Annotated in this window: 14 protein-coding genes and 2 pseudogenes; 14 read left to right on the top strand and 2 right to left on the bottom strand. The window is 69.6% G+C overall.

Translation table 11 applies throughout. The features are described from left to right. The first annotated feature begins 177 nt into the window (after window positions 1-177). Together JOD66_RS18270 and JOD66_RS29195 are read left to right on the top strand one after the other, a co-directional pair. Entirely contained in the window at window positions 178-792 is a 615-nt protein-coding gene (locus JOD66_RS18270) for a DUF416 family protein (RefSeq protein WP_204838254.1), read from the top strand. A 56-nt stretch (window positions 793-848) separates the two neighbouring features. Continuing rightward, window positions 849-1,280 carry an RHS repeat-associated core domain-containing protein gene (locus JOD66_RS29195; RefSeq protein WP_204838255.1) on the top strand — a complete coding sequence of 144 codons (432 nt, stop codon included), beginning with the start codon at window positions 849-851 and terminating at the stop codon, window positions 1,278-1,280. A gap of 165 nt (window positions 1,281-1,445) precedes the next feature. Here the strand turns inward: JOD66_RS29195 and JOD66_RS18280 are convergent. Beyond that, a pseudogene (locus tag JOD66_RS18280) lies at window positions 1,446-1,940 on the bottom strand (transposase); the annotation flags it as partial. A gap of 122 nt (window positions 1,941-2,062) precedes the next feature. Between JOD66_RS18280 and JOD66_RS18285 the strand changes: the two are divergent. Next, a complete protein-coding gene (locus JOD66_RS18285) occupies window positions 2,063-3,292 on the top strand; it encodes an IS256 family transposase (RefSeq protein ID WP_204838074.1) in 1,230 nt (409 codons plus the stop codon). A 55-nt stretch (window positions 3,293-3,347) separates the two neighbouring features. Here the strand turns inward: JOD66_RS18285 and JOD66_RS18290 are convergent. Then, window positions 3,348-4,073, bottom strand: a pseudogene (locus JOD66_RS18290) (IS256 family transposase); the annotation flags it as partial. 257 nt (window positions 4,074-4,330) lie between these two features. Here JOD66_RS18290 and JOD66_RS18295 point away from each other — a divergent pair. The 11 genes from JOD66_RS18295 (at window position 4,331) to JOD66_RS18345 (ending at window position 15,058) form a co-directional block, all read left to right on the top strand. Next, a complete protein-coding gene (locus tag JOD66_RS18295; protein WP_204838256.1) occupies window positions 4,331-5,020 on the top strand; it encodes a pentapeptide repeat-containing protein in 690 nt (229 codons plus the stop codon). 213 nt (window positions 5,021-5,233) lie between these two features. Then, window positions 5,234-5,701 (top strand): SRPBCC domain-containing protein, encoded by a 468-nt coding sequence (locus JOD66_RS18300; RefSeq protein ID WP_204838257.1) that lies wholly within the window; start codon window positions 5,234-5,236, stop codon window positions 5,699-5,701. Window positions 5,702-5,900: 199 nt separating this feature from the next. After that, window positions 5,901-6,971, top strand: a complete 1,071-nt coding sequence (locus JOD66_RS18305) for a thiamine pyrophosphate-dependent dehydrogenase E1 component subunit alpha (RefSeq protein ID WP_204838258.1) — start codon at window positions 5,901-5,903, stop codon at window positions 6,969-6,971. Window positions 6,972-6,974: 3 nt separating this feature from the next. Beyond that, complete coding sequence (locus JOD66_RS18310) at window positions 6,975-7,958, top strand: alpha-ketoacid dehydrogenase subunit beta (protein ID WP_204838259.1); 984 nt, start codon at window positions 6,975-6,977, stop codon at window positions 7,956-7,958. Further along, window positions 7,955-9,133 (top strand): dihydrolipoamide acetyltransferase family protein, encoded by a 1,179-nt coding sequence (locus JOD66_RS18315; protein ID WP_204838260.1) that lies wholly within the window; start codon window positions 7,955-7,957, stop codon window positions 9,131-9,133. Before JOD66_RS18310 ends, JOD66_RS18315 begins: the two co-directional genes overlap by 4 nt. 13 nt (window positions 9,134-9,146) lie before the next feature. Then, window positions 9,147-10,595, top strand: coding sequence for a dihydrolipoyl dehydrogenase (lpdA, locus tag JOD66_RS18320; RefSeq protein WP_204838261.1), 1,449 nt, complete (start codon window positions 9,147-9,149; stop codon window positions 10,593-10,595). Next, window positions 10,592-11,344 carry an aspartate/glutamate racemase family protein gene (locus JOD66_RS18325; RefSeq protein WP_204838262.1) on the top strand — a complete coding sequence of 251 codons (753 nt, stop codon included), beginning with the start codon at window positions 10,592-10,594 and terminating at the stop codon, window positions 11,342-11,344. The genes lpdA and JOD66_RS18325 overlap by 4 nt, the downstream gene beginning before the upstream one ends. Window positions 11,345-11,376: 32 nt before the next feature. After that, window positions 11,377-11,766, top strand: coding sequence for a RidA family protein (locus JOD66_RS18330; protein WP_204838263.1), 390 nt, complete (start codon window positions 11,377-11,379; stop codon window positions 11,764-11,766). 22 nt (window positions 11,767-11,788) lie between these two features. Next, entirely contained in the window at window positions 11,789-13,057 is a 1,269-nt protein-coding gene (locus JOD66_RS18335) for an FAD-dependent oxidoreductase (protein WP_204838264.1), read from the top strand. Next, window positions 13,054-13,809 carry an SDR family NAD(P)-dependent oxidoreductase gene (locus JOD66_RS18340; RefSeq protein ID WP_204838265.1) on the top strand — a complete coding sequence of 252 codons (756 nt, stop codon included), beginning with the start codon at window positions 13,054-13,056 and terminating at the stop codon, window positions 13,807-13,809. Before JOD66_RS18335 ends, JOD66_RS18340 begins: the two co-directional genes overlap by 4 nt. A gap of 82 nt (window positions 13,810-13,891) precedes the next feature. Continuing rightward, complete coding sequence (locus JOD66_RS18345; protein ID WP_204838266.1) at window positions 13,892-15,058, top strand: ABC transporter substrate-binding protein; 1,167 nt, start codon at window positions 13,892-13,894, stop codon at window positions 15,056-15,058. Window positions 15,059-15,075 lie beyond the last annotated feature (17 nt).

Below are 15,075 nucleotides of genomic sequence, written 5' to 3' on the forward strand. Positions count from 1 at the left end.
GACGAGGCACGCGATCTAGCTGGGCCATGAGCCGAGCGACGCAACCTGGACCTAGGTTGCTCTGCTCCAACGACGCGATGGCGTACGTGACTCCAGGTCACTACCGCCCGATCTGCGCGGCGTGTGTGTCGAGTACTTGAAGTCGACAGGTGCGACAGTCACTAGCCTGACGACAGCATGGTGGAAGAGGTGACGGTGCGGATCTACGACGAGCGCGACCTAATCGGCCGGCTCACAGGCCTGGACCGACGATCGAAGACCGCTTTTGCCGCCGCGTGCGCCCAGCGTCTCTTGCAGATGTTTGAACGCTACTCGAGCTCTGTGGCGACGCCGGAGGTTGGCCCAAGGCTCGCAAGAATCGTTGACGCTGCCTGGGCAGTCGCATCTGGAGAGGTCGCACGGACAGACCTGCTTTCCCTGCAGGCGGAAGCCGAGGACATGGTTCCCAGCGACGAGGACTCCTGGACTCGAGAATTGGGCTACGGACAGAACGCCGCCGCAGCGGCGGCATACGCGATCCGGACCTGGCTCACGAACGATCCTCAAGAGGCCGGCTGGGCGGCGCGACAGGTCTACGAAATCGCTGACTACGCGATGCTTCAGGCAAACCCAGATCTCGACCCCAGTGCTTCTGGCGCGGATCTCCGCATTCTAGGATCCGACCTCGTTCAAGACGCTTTGCAAGCGATTGAAATAGCGCTGGACGCAGTCGCAACAGGCTCCTATGACGTGCAACAACTGAGAGCAGATGCAGAGGCGGGAGGTCGTCGTCTCGCCGATGCTGCCCCTTAATTCCCAGCTGTAACGAGTACGGGGGCAACGGTTTCGCGCAGACCAAGTTGGCCGACGTGTCATTCGGAGCGCGCATCGACTTGACGAGGCAACGGTTCCCGACTGGCGACGAGTACGTCTACATCGACGATGCAGCGGCTGCCGTGCGGCGCGCACGGATCGCTTACAAAGAATCGAACGATCCGAACGCGAAGAAGCGGGCCCGCGGTCTGACCCGTGACGGGTCGACGGGGACCTACCAGATGGGCACCCGGACCTACGAACCCGACATCGCAGCGTTCACCACCCCCGACTCCTACCGGGTTGCCTCGCCCTCGACCGACCTGTCGGTCGGGACCGACCCGTTGACCGCCAACACCCACACATACGTCAACGGCAACCCGGTCAATATGACCGACCCCGACGGCCCGGCCGGCGTGTCAGGACGACCTGGGATGCGGAGTCACGAAGACCGCGACCTCGGTCTCGGGGACCGTCCTCACTCCTGAACCGGAAAATCGCGGCGCATGGGTTTCCCACGTTGGGGAGGAATCACCTGGATATGACCCCTGGAGCGGAGCGAAGTCGGCGATTCCGGACCCCGCGAGACTGGGCAAGAGTTTCGTGGGGACAGAGCCCCGCGGGGTGGTGGGCTTTGAGGTGATCCTCGGTGCCTACTCGCCGCTGTCGATCGCGGCGATGGGTCCAGTATCGCTGTCGGGGTAGAGCAGCGCCATCGATCCTTCGGACAGGTAGCGCCGATCGCCTGCTTGCCACTCGTCGTGCATGTCGGCCAGCACTGCTCCGACGAGCCGGATCACCGCGGCGGGGTTGGGGAAGATCCCGACCACGCGGGCCCGGCGTTTGATCTCCTTGTTGACCCGCTCGAGCGGGTTGGTCGACCAGATCTTCTGCCAGTGCGCGCGCGGAAACACCGCGAAGGCAAGGACCTCTGGCTTGGCTTCGTCCATCAACGGCCCGATCTTGGGGAACGACTTCACGAGCTGGTCACGGACCTCGTCCCACGCGGTGGCGACCGCGTCAGCATCGGGTTGGGCGAACGCGGTCCGGAACACCGCGGCGACCATGTCGACGTGCGACTTGGGTACGTGAGCCAACAGGTTGCGGGCGAAGTGCACGCGGCACCGTTGGTGCCCAGCGCCTTGGAACGAGTAAGAGTCCCTGGGAGTGGTGGGGTTTGAGGGACCACGGCGGGGCTGTCTGACGTAGGCGGCCATCGGCGGGATCTTCGGTGTGTAACGGCTAAGCACGCACTGAAGGAGAACCACCGATGGCCTTGCCCCAGTCTGCCCTGTCCGAGCTCCTCGAGGCGTTCCGCACCGGCGACGGCGTGGACCTGATCCGTGAGTCGGTCCGCGTCGCGCTGCAGGAACTGATCGAGATCGAGGCAACCGAACGCATCGGCGCCGCACCCTACGAACGCACGCCTGAGCGTGTCACTGATCGCAACGGCCACCGGCCACGGATGCTGACCACCAAGGCCGGCGACGTCGAGCTGCGTATCCCCAAACTGCGCAAGGGCTCTTTCCTGCCCGTGATCCTCGAACCCCGCCGGCGCATCGACCAGGCCCTGTACGCGGTCGTGATGGAGGCCTACGTCCACGGCGTCAGCACGAGGAGCGTCGACGACCTGGTCGAAGCGATGGGCTCCGATTCGGGGATCTCCAAATCGGAGGTATCTCGGATCTGCGCCGGGCTGGACGAGCAGGTCGGCGCGTTCCGGACCCGGCCGCTGGACCACATCGAGTTCCCCTACGTCTACCTGGACGCGACCTACCTCAACGTCCGCAACACCACCTCCCAAGTGGTGTCCATGGCGGTGGTGGTCGCCACCGGGATCGCCGCTGACGGCTCACGCGAGGTTCTCGGCCTTGATGTCGGCGATAGCGAGGACGAGACGTTCTGGCGCGGGTTCCTGACCAGCCTCAAGCAACGCGGCCTGCACGGCGTGCGGCTGGTCATCAGTGACCAGCACGCCGGCCTGGTCAAGGCACTCAAGCGGTCGTTCCAAGGCGCCGGCCACCAACGCTGCCGGGTGCACTTCGCACGCAACCTGCTGGCCCACGTGCCCAAGTCACACGTCGACATGGTCGCCGCGGTGTTCCGCACCGCGTTCGCGCAACCCGATGCTGACGCGGTCGCCACCGCGTGGGACGAGGTCCGTGACCAGCTCGCGAAGTCGTTCCCCAAGATCGGGCCGTTGATGGACGAGGCCAAGCCGGAAGTCCTCGCCTTCGCCACGTTCCCGCGCGCGCACTGGCAGAAGATCTGGTCGACCAATCCACTCGAGCGGGTCAATAAGGAGATCAAGCGCCGCGCCCGCGTGGTCGGGATCTTCCCCAACCCCGCCGCGGTGATCAGGCTCGTCGGAGCGGTCCTGGCCGACATGCACGACGAGTGGCAAGCCGGCGATCGGCGCTACCTGTCCGAAGGATCCATGGCGCTGCTCTACCCCGACAGCGATACTGGACCCATCGCCGCGATCGATAGCGGCGAGTAGGCACCGAGGATCACCTCAAAGCCCACCACCCCGCGGGGCTCTGTCACGAGCGCTTGAGGGCCTTGACCAGGCCGGCGTGCTGGTCGCTGATCACGAGCTTCACACCCGACAGGCCGCGTTGCTTCAAGGTGGCCAAGAACCCCCGCCAGAAGGTCTCGTCCTCGCTGTCACCGACGTCGAGCCCGAGGACTTCGCGTGAGCCGTCAGCGGCGATCCCGGTGGCGACCACGACGGCCATGGACACGACCTGGGAGGTGGTGTTGCGGACGTGGAGGTAGGTCGCGTCGAGGAAGACGTAGGGGAACTCGATGTGGTCCAGCGGTCGGGTCCGGAACGCACCGACCTGCTCGTCCAGGCCGGCGCAGATCCGAGAGACCTCGGACTTGGAGATCCCCGAGTCGGAGCCCATCGCTTCGACCAGGTCGTCGACACTCCTCGTGCTGACACCGTGGACATAAGCCTCCATCACGACCGCGTACAGGGCCTGGTCGATGCGCCGGCGGGGTTCGAGGATGACGGGTAGGAACGAGCCCTTGCGCAGCTTGGGGATGCGCAGCTCGACGTCGCCGGCCTTGGTGGTCAGCATCCGTGGGCGGTGGCCGTTGCGGTCAGTGACGCGGTCAGGGGTGCGTTCGTAGGGTGCGGCGCCGATGCGTTCGGTCGCTTCGATCTCGATCAGTTCCTGCAGCGCGACGCGGACCGATTCACGGATCAGGTCCACGCCGTCGCCGGTGCGGAACGCCTCGAGGAGCTCGGACAGGGCAGACTGGGGCAAGGCCATCGGTGGTTCTCCTTCAGTGCGTGCTTAGCCGTTACACACCGAAGATCCCGCCGATGGCCGCCTACGTCAGACAGCCCCGCCGTGGTCCCTCAAACCCCACCACTCCCAGGGACCCTTACCACCTGGCCAGGTCGGCGCTCACCTAGCAAGACCCGGCTATGCCAACGTCACCATCTGCACCTGTATCCTCCCGACCTGCTGATATGGAATTTCGAGTTCGAAGAACCGGCCACGTCGACATTGTCGATGCTGACCGCGTGGTGTTGGCCAACCAGCATCTCGTTGAAGCTGACTTCAGCGGACGACACCTGACGCAGTTCTCTGCCGAGGGGTCGCGGTTCGATCGCTGCATCTTCGATCGCGCGGTAATCGATTCGGCGTCCTTCGGTGCAGGCCGGATCGTGTCTGAGTACGTGGGCTGCAGGTTCGACGGTGCGAAGTTGTCGATGGGTGCTGGTGGAAATGCCCGGTTCGTTGACTGCACCTTCGAGAACACCCGCATCGAGCATTGGTTTTGCTTCGCCGTGCAGTTGGTGGGCTGTACTTTCTCGGGCCGGCTAGCCAAGGCCGTCTTCAACGGTGCTGTTCCTGCCGACAAGCAGGCCATCGCGGGCCGACGGATCAACGAGTTCGAGGGCAACGATTTCGCGCGGGCCAAGTTGGTCGACGTGTCATTTCGAACGGGCATCGACTTGACGAGGCAACGGCTCCCGATTGGCGACGAGTATGTCTACATCGACGATGCAGCGGCTGCCGTGCGGCGCGCACGGATCGCCTATAACGAATGGAACGATCCGGACGCGAAGAAGCGGGCCCGCGGCGTCCTGGCGGTGATGGAGGAAGATGTTGCCGCTGGACAGGCCCAGCTTCTTGTTCGGCCCGACGACTACCCACGCGCTGCGCGTCCCGCGATTCGTCTGCTGCTCGAGGCAGCACGAGCGTTCTGAATCAGCTGGTCGGGGGCCTGCTGCAGCAGACCCCCGAGGTGTTGTAACAGCTCGACGCCGGCGGCACCCAGATCGCCTATGACCAGGCCAATGCGTCAGCGGGCAAGTCGGTCGCCGATGTCGACCTGTCGTGCCTCTCTCCCTCGATGTGGTCCATCCGTCGGCGGAGACGATGCCACCGGTCCGTGGCACGGTGCCACCTACACTGCCGGGATGAGCCACACCGACGTCGCGCGGGCGGTGGTCTCCGCGCCGCCTTCCCGGGTCTTCGCCGCGCTCGTGGATGAGAAGGCGCGGGTCGAGTGGCTGCCGCCGGACGGGATGTCCGGGCGCTTCACCTGGTTCGACGCCCGAGCGGGCGGTGGCTACCGGATGGTCCTGGCGTACGACGACCCCGCGCAGCAGGGGAAGTCGGCGGCCAACACCGACGTGGTGGACGTGCGGTTCGTCAGCGTCGAGGAGCCGTACCGGCTCGTCGAGGAGGCGGACTTCGTCTCCGGTGATCCCGCGCTGGCCGGGACGATGACGATGACCTGGACCCTCGAGCCCGCGCCGGACGGGACCCTCGTCACCATCACGGCGACGGACGTGCCGGACGGCATCTCGTCCGAGGATCACGCCGCCGCCTTCGCCTCGACCTTGAGCAACCTCGACGGGTATCTCGCCGCTGAGCGCGGCTGATCCGACGCCGGGGAAGAGGTAGTCGAGCCCCCTCCACCACCACGTAGCGAGAACCGGCAGGTCGCCTCCGGCCCGCCGGTTCTCGCGTCTCCCGCTGCTCCGGGCAGGGGCCGAGCCGCCGTGCGACCGCATGTTTCCGGCACGAAAACTCTCGGTCAGGTGGTTGCCTACATCCAGCAATGCATGCAACAGTGCATGCATGACGAGATTCACACCGCCGAGCGAGCCGGTCGAGCCGCTGCGGATCCTCGACAGCTCGGGGGCGCTGCTCGGGGAGACGGCGATGAGCGATGCGGCCGTGCTCGAGGCCTTCGAGTGGATGCTGCTGACGCGGACCTTCGACCAGAAGGCGACCAGCCTGCAGCGGCAGGGTCGGTTCGGGACGTTCTCGTCGGTGCGTGGTCAGGAGGCGTCCGTGGTGGGTGCGGCCTCGGCGCTCGACCCGGCGCGGGACTGGATCGCGCCCCAGTACCGGGAGCTGCCGGCGATCCTGCGCCACGGCATGCCGCTGGAGAACTTCGCGCTCTACTTCATGGGTCATCCGCGCGGCTGCGTGATTCCGGACGACGTCAACATCCTCCCGATCCAGATCTCCCTGGCCGCTCAGCTCCCGCAGGCGGTCGGCGTCGCGTGGGGGCTGCGGCAGCAGGGACGCGACGGTGTGGTGACCACCTTCGTCGGGGACGGTGCGTCCTCGGAGGGCGACTTCCACGAGTCGCTCAACCTGGCGGGCGTCACCAAGGCCCCGGTCGTGTTCTTCCTGCAGAACAACGGCTGGGCGATCTCGACGCCCCGGGCCAAGCAGACGGCGGCGCGGACCTTCGCCGACCGCGCCGCGGGGTACGGCATCCATGGCGCGTACGTCGACGGCAACGACCTGCTCGCGGTCAACGCGGTGATGGTCGAGGCCGTGGCGCGGGCGCGGGCGGGGGAGGGGCCGACCCTCGTCGAGTCGCTGACCTGGCGTGCCGGGGCGCACAACACCGCGGACGACCCGACCAAGTACGTCACCGACGCCGACCACGCCGCCTGGGAGGGCACCGACCCGCTCGCGCGGGTGGAGTCCTACCTGCGGCGTACGGGCGCCCTCGCCGACGCCGGGTACGCCGAGATCCAGGCCCGGTGCGTCGCAGAGGTCGATCGCGCGCTGGGTGTCGCGCAGGCGACGCCTGCGCCGGGCGCCGAGGCGCTCTTCGACCACGTGTACGCCGAGCCGTTCGCGCGCTTCGAGCAGCAGCGCGCCGCCTGGCTCCAGATGCAGGAGGCCTGAGCGATGCCCGTCAAGACCATGGTCGAGGCGATCCGCGAGACATTGGCGGACGAGATGGCGCGCGATGAGCGGGTCATGGTCATCGGCGAGGACGTGGGCACCCTGGGCGGCGTCTTCCGTGCCACCGAGGGCCTGCAGGCGAAGTTCGGCGAGCACCGGGTCGTCGACATGCCGCTCGCCGAGGGGGTGATCGTCGGCGCCGGGCTCGGGCTGGCACTGAGCGGCCTGCGTCCCGTCGTCGAGATCCAGTTCCTCGGCTTCGGCCACCAGGCCTTCCACCAGATCGGCCAGCAGGTCGCTCGACTGCGCTATCGCTCGGCGGGCCGGCACTCCGTGCCGATGGTGATCCGCGCGCCCTTCGGCGGCGGCGTCCGCACCCCCGAGCTGCACTCCGACGCCTTCGAGGCGTTCTACGCCCACTGTCCGGGACTCAAGGTGGTCGCGCCCGCCAGCGCCCATGACGCCAAGGGCCTGCTGAACGCCGCGCTCGACACCGACGACCCGGTCCTCTACCTCGAGCCGCTCAAGGGCTACCGCCTCCAGCGCGACGAGGTCCCCGAGGAGCGGTACGTCGTGCCGCTCGGGAGCTCGCGGGTCGTGCGCGAGGGCGCTGACCTCACCATCGTCGCCTGGTCCGCCGCGGTCCAGCTGGCGCTCCAGGCCGCCGAGGACCTGGCGGCCGGCGGCATCGACGCGCAGGTGCTCGACCTGCGCTCGCTCGTCCCCCTCGACGTCGCGGGCATCGCCGCGGCCGTCTCCGCCACCGGGCGGGCCGTCGTGCTCCACGAGGCGCCGTTGACCGGCGGCTTCGGCGCCGAGCTGGCGGCCACCATCCAGCAGGAGTGCTTCTACGACCTGCTCGCCCCCGTGCACCGGATCTCCGCCCCGGACACGCCCTACCCGCTCGCCGGGATCGAGGAGGCGTACGTCCCGAGCCGGGCCCGCGTGGTCCGCGAGGTCCGGGCGCTGATGGAGGTGGCCCCGTGACCGGACCGGTCGAGTTCCGCATGCCCGACGTCGGCGAGGGCATCGCCGAGGCCGAGGTGCTCTCCTGGTTCGTCGAGGTCGGTGCTCGGGTCACCGAGGACGAGCCGATGGTCCAGGTGGAGACCGACAAGTCGATCGTCGAGATCCCCGCGCCCGCGACCGGCACCCTGCTCCGGCAGTGCGTCCCGGCCGGCGGCATCGCCCAGGTGGACGAGCTGCTCGCCGTGATCGGCGACCCGGCCGAGATCGCGCCGACCGCCCCGAGCGCGCCGACCGCCCCGACCGAGCCCGCCCGGCCCGCCGCACCCCACCGTCGCCCGCTGGCCAGCCCGCACACCCGCCGGCTCGCCGTGCGCCGCGGCATCGACCTCGCCGGTGTCGTCGGCACCGGTCCGCACGGCCGGATCCTCGCCACCGACCTGGACGCCGCACGGCAGGAGCAGACCCGGCCGGCCGCCGCCACCGGACGTCCGGCCCGCACCCGCGCCGACGAGGTGGTCGAGCTGCGCGGCCTGCGCCGCTCGATCGCCCGGTCGATGACCGCGGCGCTCACCATCCCGCACGTCACGGAGTTCAGGGAGGTCGATGCCTCCCAGCTCCTCGCCGCCCGCGCGGCGCTCCAGCCCGGGTTCGAGGCGCAGGGGGTGCGCCTGTCCGTGTTCCCGCTCCTCCTCAAGGCCGTGATCCGGGCGCTCGCGATCCAGCCGTCGATGAACGCGACCTACGACGCGGACGCGGAGACCCTGACGACGTACGCCGGGGTCCACCTCGGCATGGCCACGGCCACCGACGACGGGCTGATCGTCCCGGTCGTCCGGGACGCGGACCGGCTCGGCCTGACCGAGCTCACGCTCGAGGTCGAACGGCTCGCGGAGCGGGCCCGGAGCCGCACGGCGACGCCGGAGGAGCTGACCGGCGGCTCGTTCACGGTGACCAACTTCGGCTCGTTCGGCACTTGGCTGGGCAATCCCGTGATCCGGCCGCCCGAGGTCGCGATCGCGGGCTTCGGCCGGATCACCGAGAAGGTCGTCGCCGTCGACGGCCAGCCCGTCGTGCGGCCCGTGCTGCCGATCGTGGTCGCGGCCGATCACCGCATCAACGACGGCGCCCACCTCGCCGCGTTCGTCAACGCAGTCGCCGACGCGGTTGCCCAGCCCCTGCTGCTGCTGTCCTAGGAGATCCGGACCCATGGTTGTTGGAGAGATGCCCGAGGGCGTCGACCTGCTCGTCGTCGGCGGCGGACCGGGTGGCTACGTCGCCGCGATCGCCGCGGCCCAGCTGGGCCGCAAGGTGGTGCTGGTCGACGCGGACGGCGAGGACGGCCTCGGCGGCGTGTGCGTGCGGGTCGGCTGCATCCCGTCCAAGGCGCTGATCGAGCTGGCGGCCCACGTGCACGCCCAACCGGCCTGGGCCGCCCGGGGCGCACCGGCCGTGACCGCCGATCCCGTCGACCTGGCGAGCTTCCAGGAGTGGCGGCAGGAGGTGGTGGACGGCCTCAACGACGGCGTACGTCGGCTCCTCCGGCGCGCCGGCGTGGAGGTGCGGCGCGGCTGGTTCCGCTTCACCCGGCCCGACCAGGGGGCGCTGGTGACCGACGCCGACCGGCCGCCCACGCATCTGCAGTTCACGTCGTGCATCGTCGCGACCGGCTCGCGTCCGATCGAGCTGCCGCTGCTGCCCTTCGACGGCGTCCGCATCGTCTCCTCGACCGAGGCGCTCGGCCTCACCCGGGTCCCGGGGTCGGTCGCGGTCGTGGGTGGCGGCTACATCGGGCTCGAGCTCGGCACGGCTCTGGCCAAGCTCGGCGCCGACGTGAGCATCGTCGAGGCGCAGCCGACGCTGCTGCCGACCATGGATCCCCAGATCGGACGACTGGTCGCCCACCGGGTCGAGGAGCTCGGCGTCCGGGTCCTGACCGGCGCGAAGGTCACCGGCGACACCGGCAGCGCGCTGCAGGTCGGGACCGTCGACGGCGCGGTCGAGCTCGACGTCGAGCTGGTCGTCGTCGCGGTCGGCCGGACACCCAACACCGACGACCTCGGCCTCGCGGCGCTGGGCGTCAGCCCCGGAGCCGACGGCCGCCTCGCCGTCGGGGCCGACCTGCTCCTGACGCCGCGGGTCGCGGCGATCGGCGACATCACTCCCGGCCCCGCCCTCGCCCACAAGGCCAGTGCGGAGGGACATGTCGCGGCCGCCGTGCTGTCCGGTCACCCCGACGCCTTCGACCCGACGACGATCGCCGCCGTCGTGTTCAGCGATCCCGAGGTGGCCCAGGCCGGCCACACCGCGGCCTCGGCGTCCGCCGCCAGCCATCAGGTGGCCACGGCGACCTTCCCGGTCGCCGCGTCCGGACGCGCGCGCACGCTGGGCGAGGGTGCCGGCTTCCTCGAGTACGTCTACGACGAGGCCACCGGCATCGTGCTCGGGGCCACCGTCGTCGGTCCCCACGCCAGCGAGCTGATCGCGGAGGCCGCGCTCGCGGTCGAGCTGTCCGCCCACCTCGAGGACCTCGCCGGCACCATCCACGCCCATCCCACCCTGGCCGAGATGCATCACGAGGCGGCCCTGGTCGGGCTCGGCCGGCCCGTGCACGTCCCGGGCGCCCGGCGCCCCGCCGCGAACGGGGACCGGTCATGACCGAGCCGCTTCCCGCCGTCGTGCACGCCCGTCCCGGGACGGTCGCGAACGGCTACCCGATCGGGATGCTCTGCGCCCAGTGGAACATCCCGTTCGTCCCCGGCGACCTCAACCACGCGGCCACCTTCGACTTCCCGATGCGCTACGTCGAGGTGGACGGCCTGATCGGCGCCGACATCCTGCGTGGCGACGGCGCGAAGTTCACCGACCTCATGGTGGACGCCGCCCGCGCGCTCGAGGCGGAGGGGGTGCGCGCGATCACGTCCAACTGCGGGTTCATGGCCGGGTACCAGGGCGTCGTCGCGGACGCCGTCCGGATCCCGGTCTTCCTCTCCAGCCTGCTCCAGCTCAACCTGGTGACCCACCTGGTCGGCCGCGACCGACGTGTCGGCGTCCTGGCCGCCAACTCACGGGCCGTCACCGAGGACCTGCTCGCCGACGTCGGGTTCGCCGACCACCGGCGGATCGTCGTCCAGGGCCTGGAGGACTTCCCCCACTTCCGCGAGGTGATCTTCGACGAGGTCGGCCGGATGGAGCCGGCCCGCTTCGCGGCCGAGGTGGTCGAAGGCGCGCGCCGGCTGCAGGAGGAGCACCCCGACGTCGGCGCGATCGTCGTCGAATGCTCCGACCTGCCTGCCTACTCCGCGGCGATCCGCGCCGCCACCGGGCTTCCGGTCTACGACTGGGCGTCCTTCATCGACTACGTCCACCACGCCGTCGCGCCGCGGACCTACACCGGCGCCTACTGACAAGCCATCCAACCGACACCAGGAGAAGACCCATGAGCGACATCCAGATCGTCACCCCCGCCGGCCTCGGCCCGGCCCTGTTCCCCTACTCCCAGGCCACGGTCGCCAATGGGTTCGTGTTCCTCGCCGGCCAGGTGGCGCTCGACGACGACAACCAGGTCGTCCACCACGGAGACGCCTACCAGCAGACCCTGGTCGTCCTGGACCGGATGGCGCGGATCCTGGCCGAGGTCGGCGGCACGCTCGACGACATCGCCACCGCCACCGTCTTCGTGACCGGCCTCGACCAGCTCCCCGCGTTCAACCGGGCCTGGGCCGAGCGGTTCGGCGAGCACCGGCCCGCGCGCGCCGCGGTGGTCGCCGGCCTGCTCCTCGGCGGCCTCGTCGTCGAGGTGCAGGCGACCGCGATCGCCCGCGGCTGAGCACGGGGCGGGACGCGACACCATGAAGACAGTCGTCATCGGAGGAGGCGTGGTCGGCGTGACCACGGCCTACTACCTCGCGCGCGACGGGCACGACGTCACCGTGCTGGAGAAGGCAGCCGACCTGGGCACCGACGCCACCGGCGGCAACGCCGGCCTGATCGCGCCCAGCCACTCCTTCGCCTGGGCCTCTCCGCAGGCGCCCAGGATGCTGGTCAGGTCGCTGATGGGCGAGGCCACCGCGATCCGGGTCAAGCTGAGCCTCGACCCGCGCTTCTTGTGGTGGGGCCTGCAGTTCATGCGGGAGTGCACCAGCAGGCGGGCGCGCGCCAACACCGTCGTGAAGCTCGGCCTCGCCCAGTACAGCCAGGCCGAGATGTACCGGCTCGAGGAGGAGGAGTCGCTCGCGTACGACGTGGTCAAGAAGGGAGCGGTCTACCTGTACCGCGACGAGCGCGAGCTCGAGCTCGGTCTGGAGCGGATGGCGCTGCTCGCCGAGCACGGCCAGGAGGTCAAGCGTCTCAGCCCGGACGAGCTGGTCGCCCTCGACCCCGCGTTCAAGAGCGCCGCCGAGGTCGTCACGGGCGCCATCCACGGCGTCGGCGACGGGAGCGGGAACTCCGAGCGGTTCACCGCCGAGCTGGCCGCCGTCTGCGAGGAGAAGTACGGCGTGCGCTTCCGCAGTGGCGTCACCGTCCAGCGGCTGCTGAGCAGCGGCGACCGGATCACGGCGGTGGTGACCGATCAGGGCGAGATCGCCGCGGACCGGTTCGTCCTCGCCGCCGGCATCCAGAGCCCGATCCTCGCGCGGACGATCGGCCAGAGCATCCCGGTCTTCCCCGCGAAGGGCTTCTCCATCACCGCCCGGGTCGAGGACGACTCCGCGACGCCGACCGTCGGCGGCGTCGACGAGAAGACGCTCGTCGCGTGGTCCCGGCTCGGCGACAGCCTGCGGATCTCCTCGACGGCCCAGTTCGACGGCTACGACCGCAGCTATGTCACCAGCGACTTCGACAACATCTTCGCCACCGCCCGGGAGCTCTTCCCGGGCGCGGCCGACTGGTCGACAGCGCAGGTCCGGTCCTGCATGCGGCCGATGACCCCCGACGGCCCGCCGATCATCGGGCGCGGGCCACGGCACGCCAACCTGTACTACAACACCGGTCACGGTCACATGGGCTGGACGATGGCGTGCGGGTCGAGCCTGCTGCTCGCGGACCTGATGGCCGGCCGGCGGCCGGCCCTGGAGATGCGGCCCTTCGTGGTGCGTACCCGGAGGAAGGGGCGATGAGCTCCGTCGCGGTCGTCACCGGTGGCGCGAAGGGCATCGGCCGGGCGATCTCCCGCCAACTCGCCGACGCCGGCCACGAGGTCGTCCTCACCGGCCGGGACCGAGCGGCGCTGGACGCCGAGGTCGCCGTGCTCACCGACAGGGGACTCGCGGCGCACGCCCGGCAGCTGGATGTGAGCGACCCGGCATCGGTGGACGCCGCGTTCGACGACATCCACGCCACCCTCGGCGCGACCGACGTCCTCGTCAACTGTGCCGGCGTGATCGTGCGCGGCGATGCCGAGACCTACGCCGACGAGGACTGGCTGCGTGTGATCGACACCGACCTCAACGGAGTGTTCTGGTGCTCGCGCGCCGCGGCCCGTGCCATGCTGCCCGCGGGACGGGGGCGGATCGTCAACGTCGGCTCGGTCGCGGCCTTCGCCGGCATCTCGGGCCGGGCGTCGTACACCACGGCCAAGGCCGGGCTGTCCGGTCTCACCCGGACCCTGGCCCTCGAGTGGGCCAAGCGCGGGATCCGGGTCAACACGATCGCCCCCGGCTGGACGATGACCGACATGGTCCGGTCCGGCTTCGACTCCGGTCGCCTCGACCAGCAGGCGCTGGTCGGCCGGATCCCGATGGGCCGTCTCGCGAGCACCGACGAGATCGCCGCGGTCGCGGTGTTCCTGGCGTCCGACGCGGCGTCGTACATCACCGGGCAGGTACTCCCCGTCGACGGTGGGTTCACCGTCAACGGCGACTGCCCCTGAGCACTCGGGAAGACGGGTCCGCCCAGTAGGGACTCGCACGCAGCGAATGCAGAGCCTCTGCATTCTCGACGAAGGAGGAGAGATGCACCGTCGCCGAACCAAGGCTCGAGCCCTGGGCCTGGTGGTCCCGCTCGCGCTGGCGCTCTCGTTGTCCGCCTGTGGGTCGGACGAGAGCACGAAGAAGGCCGAGCTGCCCACGGCCAATGACGCCCTCCAGGGCGAGATCACCCTGGGCGCCGTCCTTCCCCTGACCGGCACCAACGCCACCATCGGCAAGGACCAGCAGCGGGGCATCGAGCTGGCGGTCGCGAAGATCAACGAGGGCGAGGGCGTCCTGGGCAAGAAGCTCGTCGTCGACATCGAGGACTCCCAGGGCACCGCCGACGCCGCCATCCAGGCCGCCAAGAAGCTGGTCAGCGTCAGCAAGGTCCCGGCCGTGATCGGCGAGTACTCCTCGGGCAACTCCATCCCGATGCAGCAGTACCTCGAGAGCCAGGGCGTCGTGGGCGTCAACCCCGGCAGCTCCTCCATCGAGCTGCGCACCACCGGTGAGCTCCAGTTCTCGACCATCGGCCTCGACGACGTCGCGGGCGCGTTCACCGCCGGCGCGCTGCGCGACAAGGGCTACGACTCGATCGCGATCCTCGCGCCCAACAACTCCTACGGCACGGGCATCGTCTCCTCGGTCTCCGACGCCTTCGAGGAGCTCGGCGGCACGGTCACCACGACCGGCCTCTACACCGAGGGCCAGGCCGACTACCGCCAGGAGCTCGGCCGGCTCAAGGACACCAAGCCCGACGCGTACGTCGTGACGACGTACGGCAAGGACGGCACGGTCATCAACAAGGAGATGTACGAGCTCGGGATGACCGAGAAGCCGGTCTTCGACATCTATCTGTCCCAGGACGTCCCGGACGCCGACCCCAAGTCCGTCGAGGGCCGCCTGGGCATGGACGTGAACTCCACGTCGGCGGACGGCAAGGACTACTCCGACTACTACGAGGACGCGTACGGCGAGAAGTTCATCTCCTCGTTCAACGGCTACGCCTATGACGCCGTGATGCTGCTGGCGGCGGCCATCGACCAGGCAGGCTCGACCGACGCCAAGGCCATTGCCGCGGCCCTGACCGAGGTGTCGAAGACCTACGACGGTGCCACCGGCCCGATCGCGTTCGACGCCGACGGCCAGCGGTCCGAGCAGCCGTACGTCGTGGCGGAGGTCAAGGACGGCGAGATCGTCCCCCAGTGATGGGGGACGACCGACCA

The sequence above is a fragment of the Nocardioides nitrophenolicus genome, from assembly GCF_016907515.1.
Classification (GTDB): domain Bacteria; phylum Actinomycetota; class Actinomycetes; order Propionibacteriales; family Nocardioidaceae; genus Nocardioides; species Nocardioides nitrophenolicus.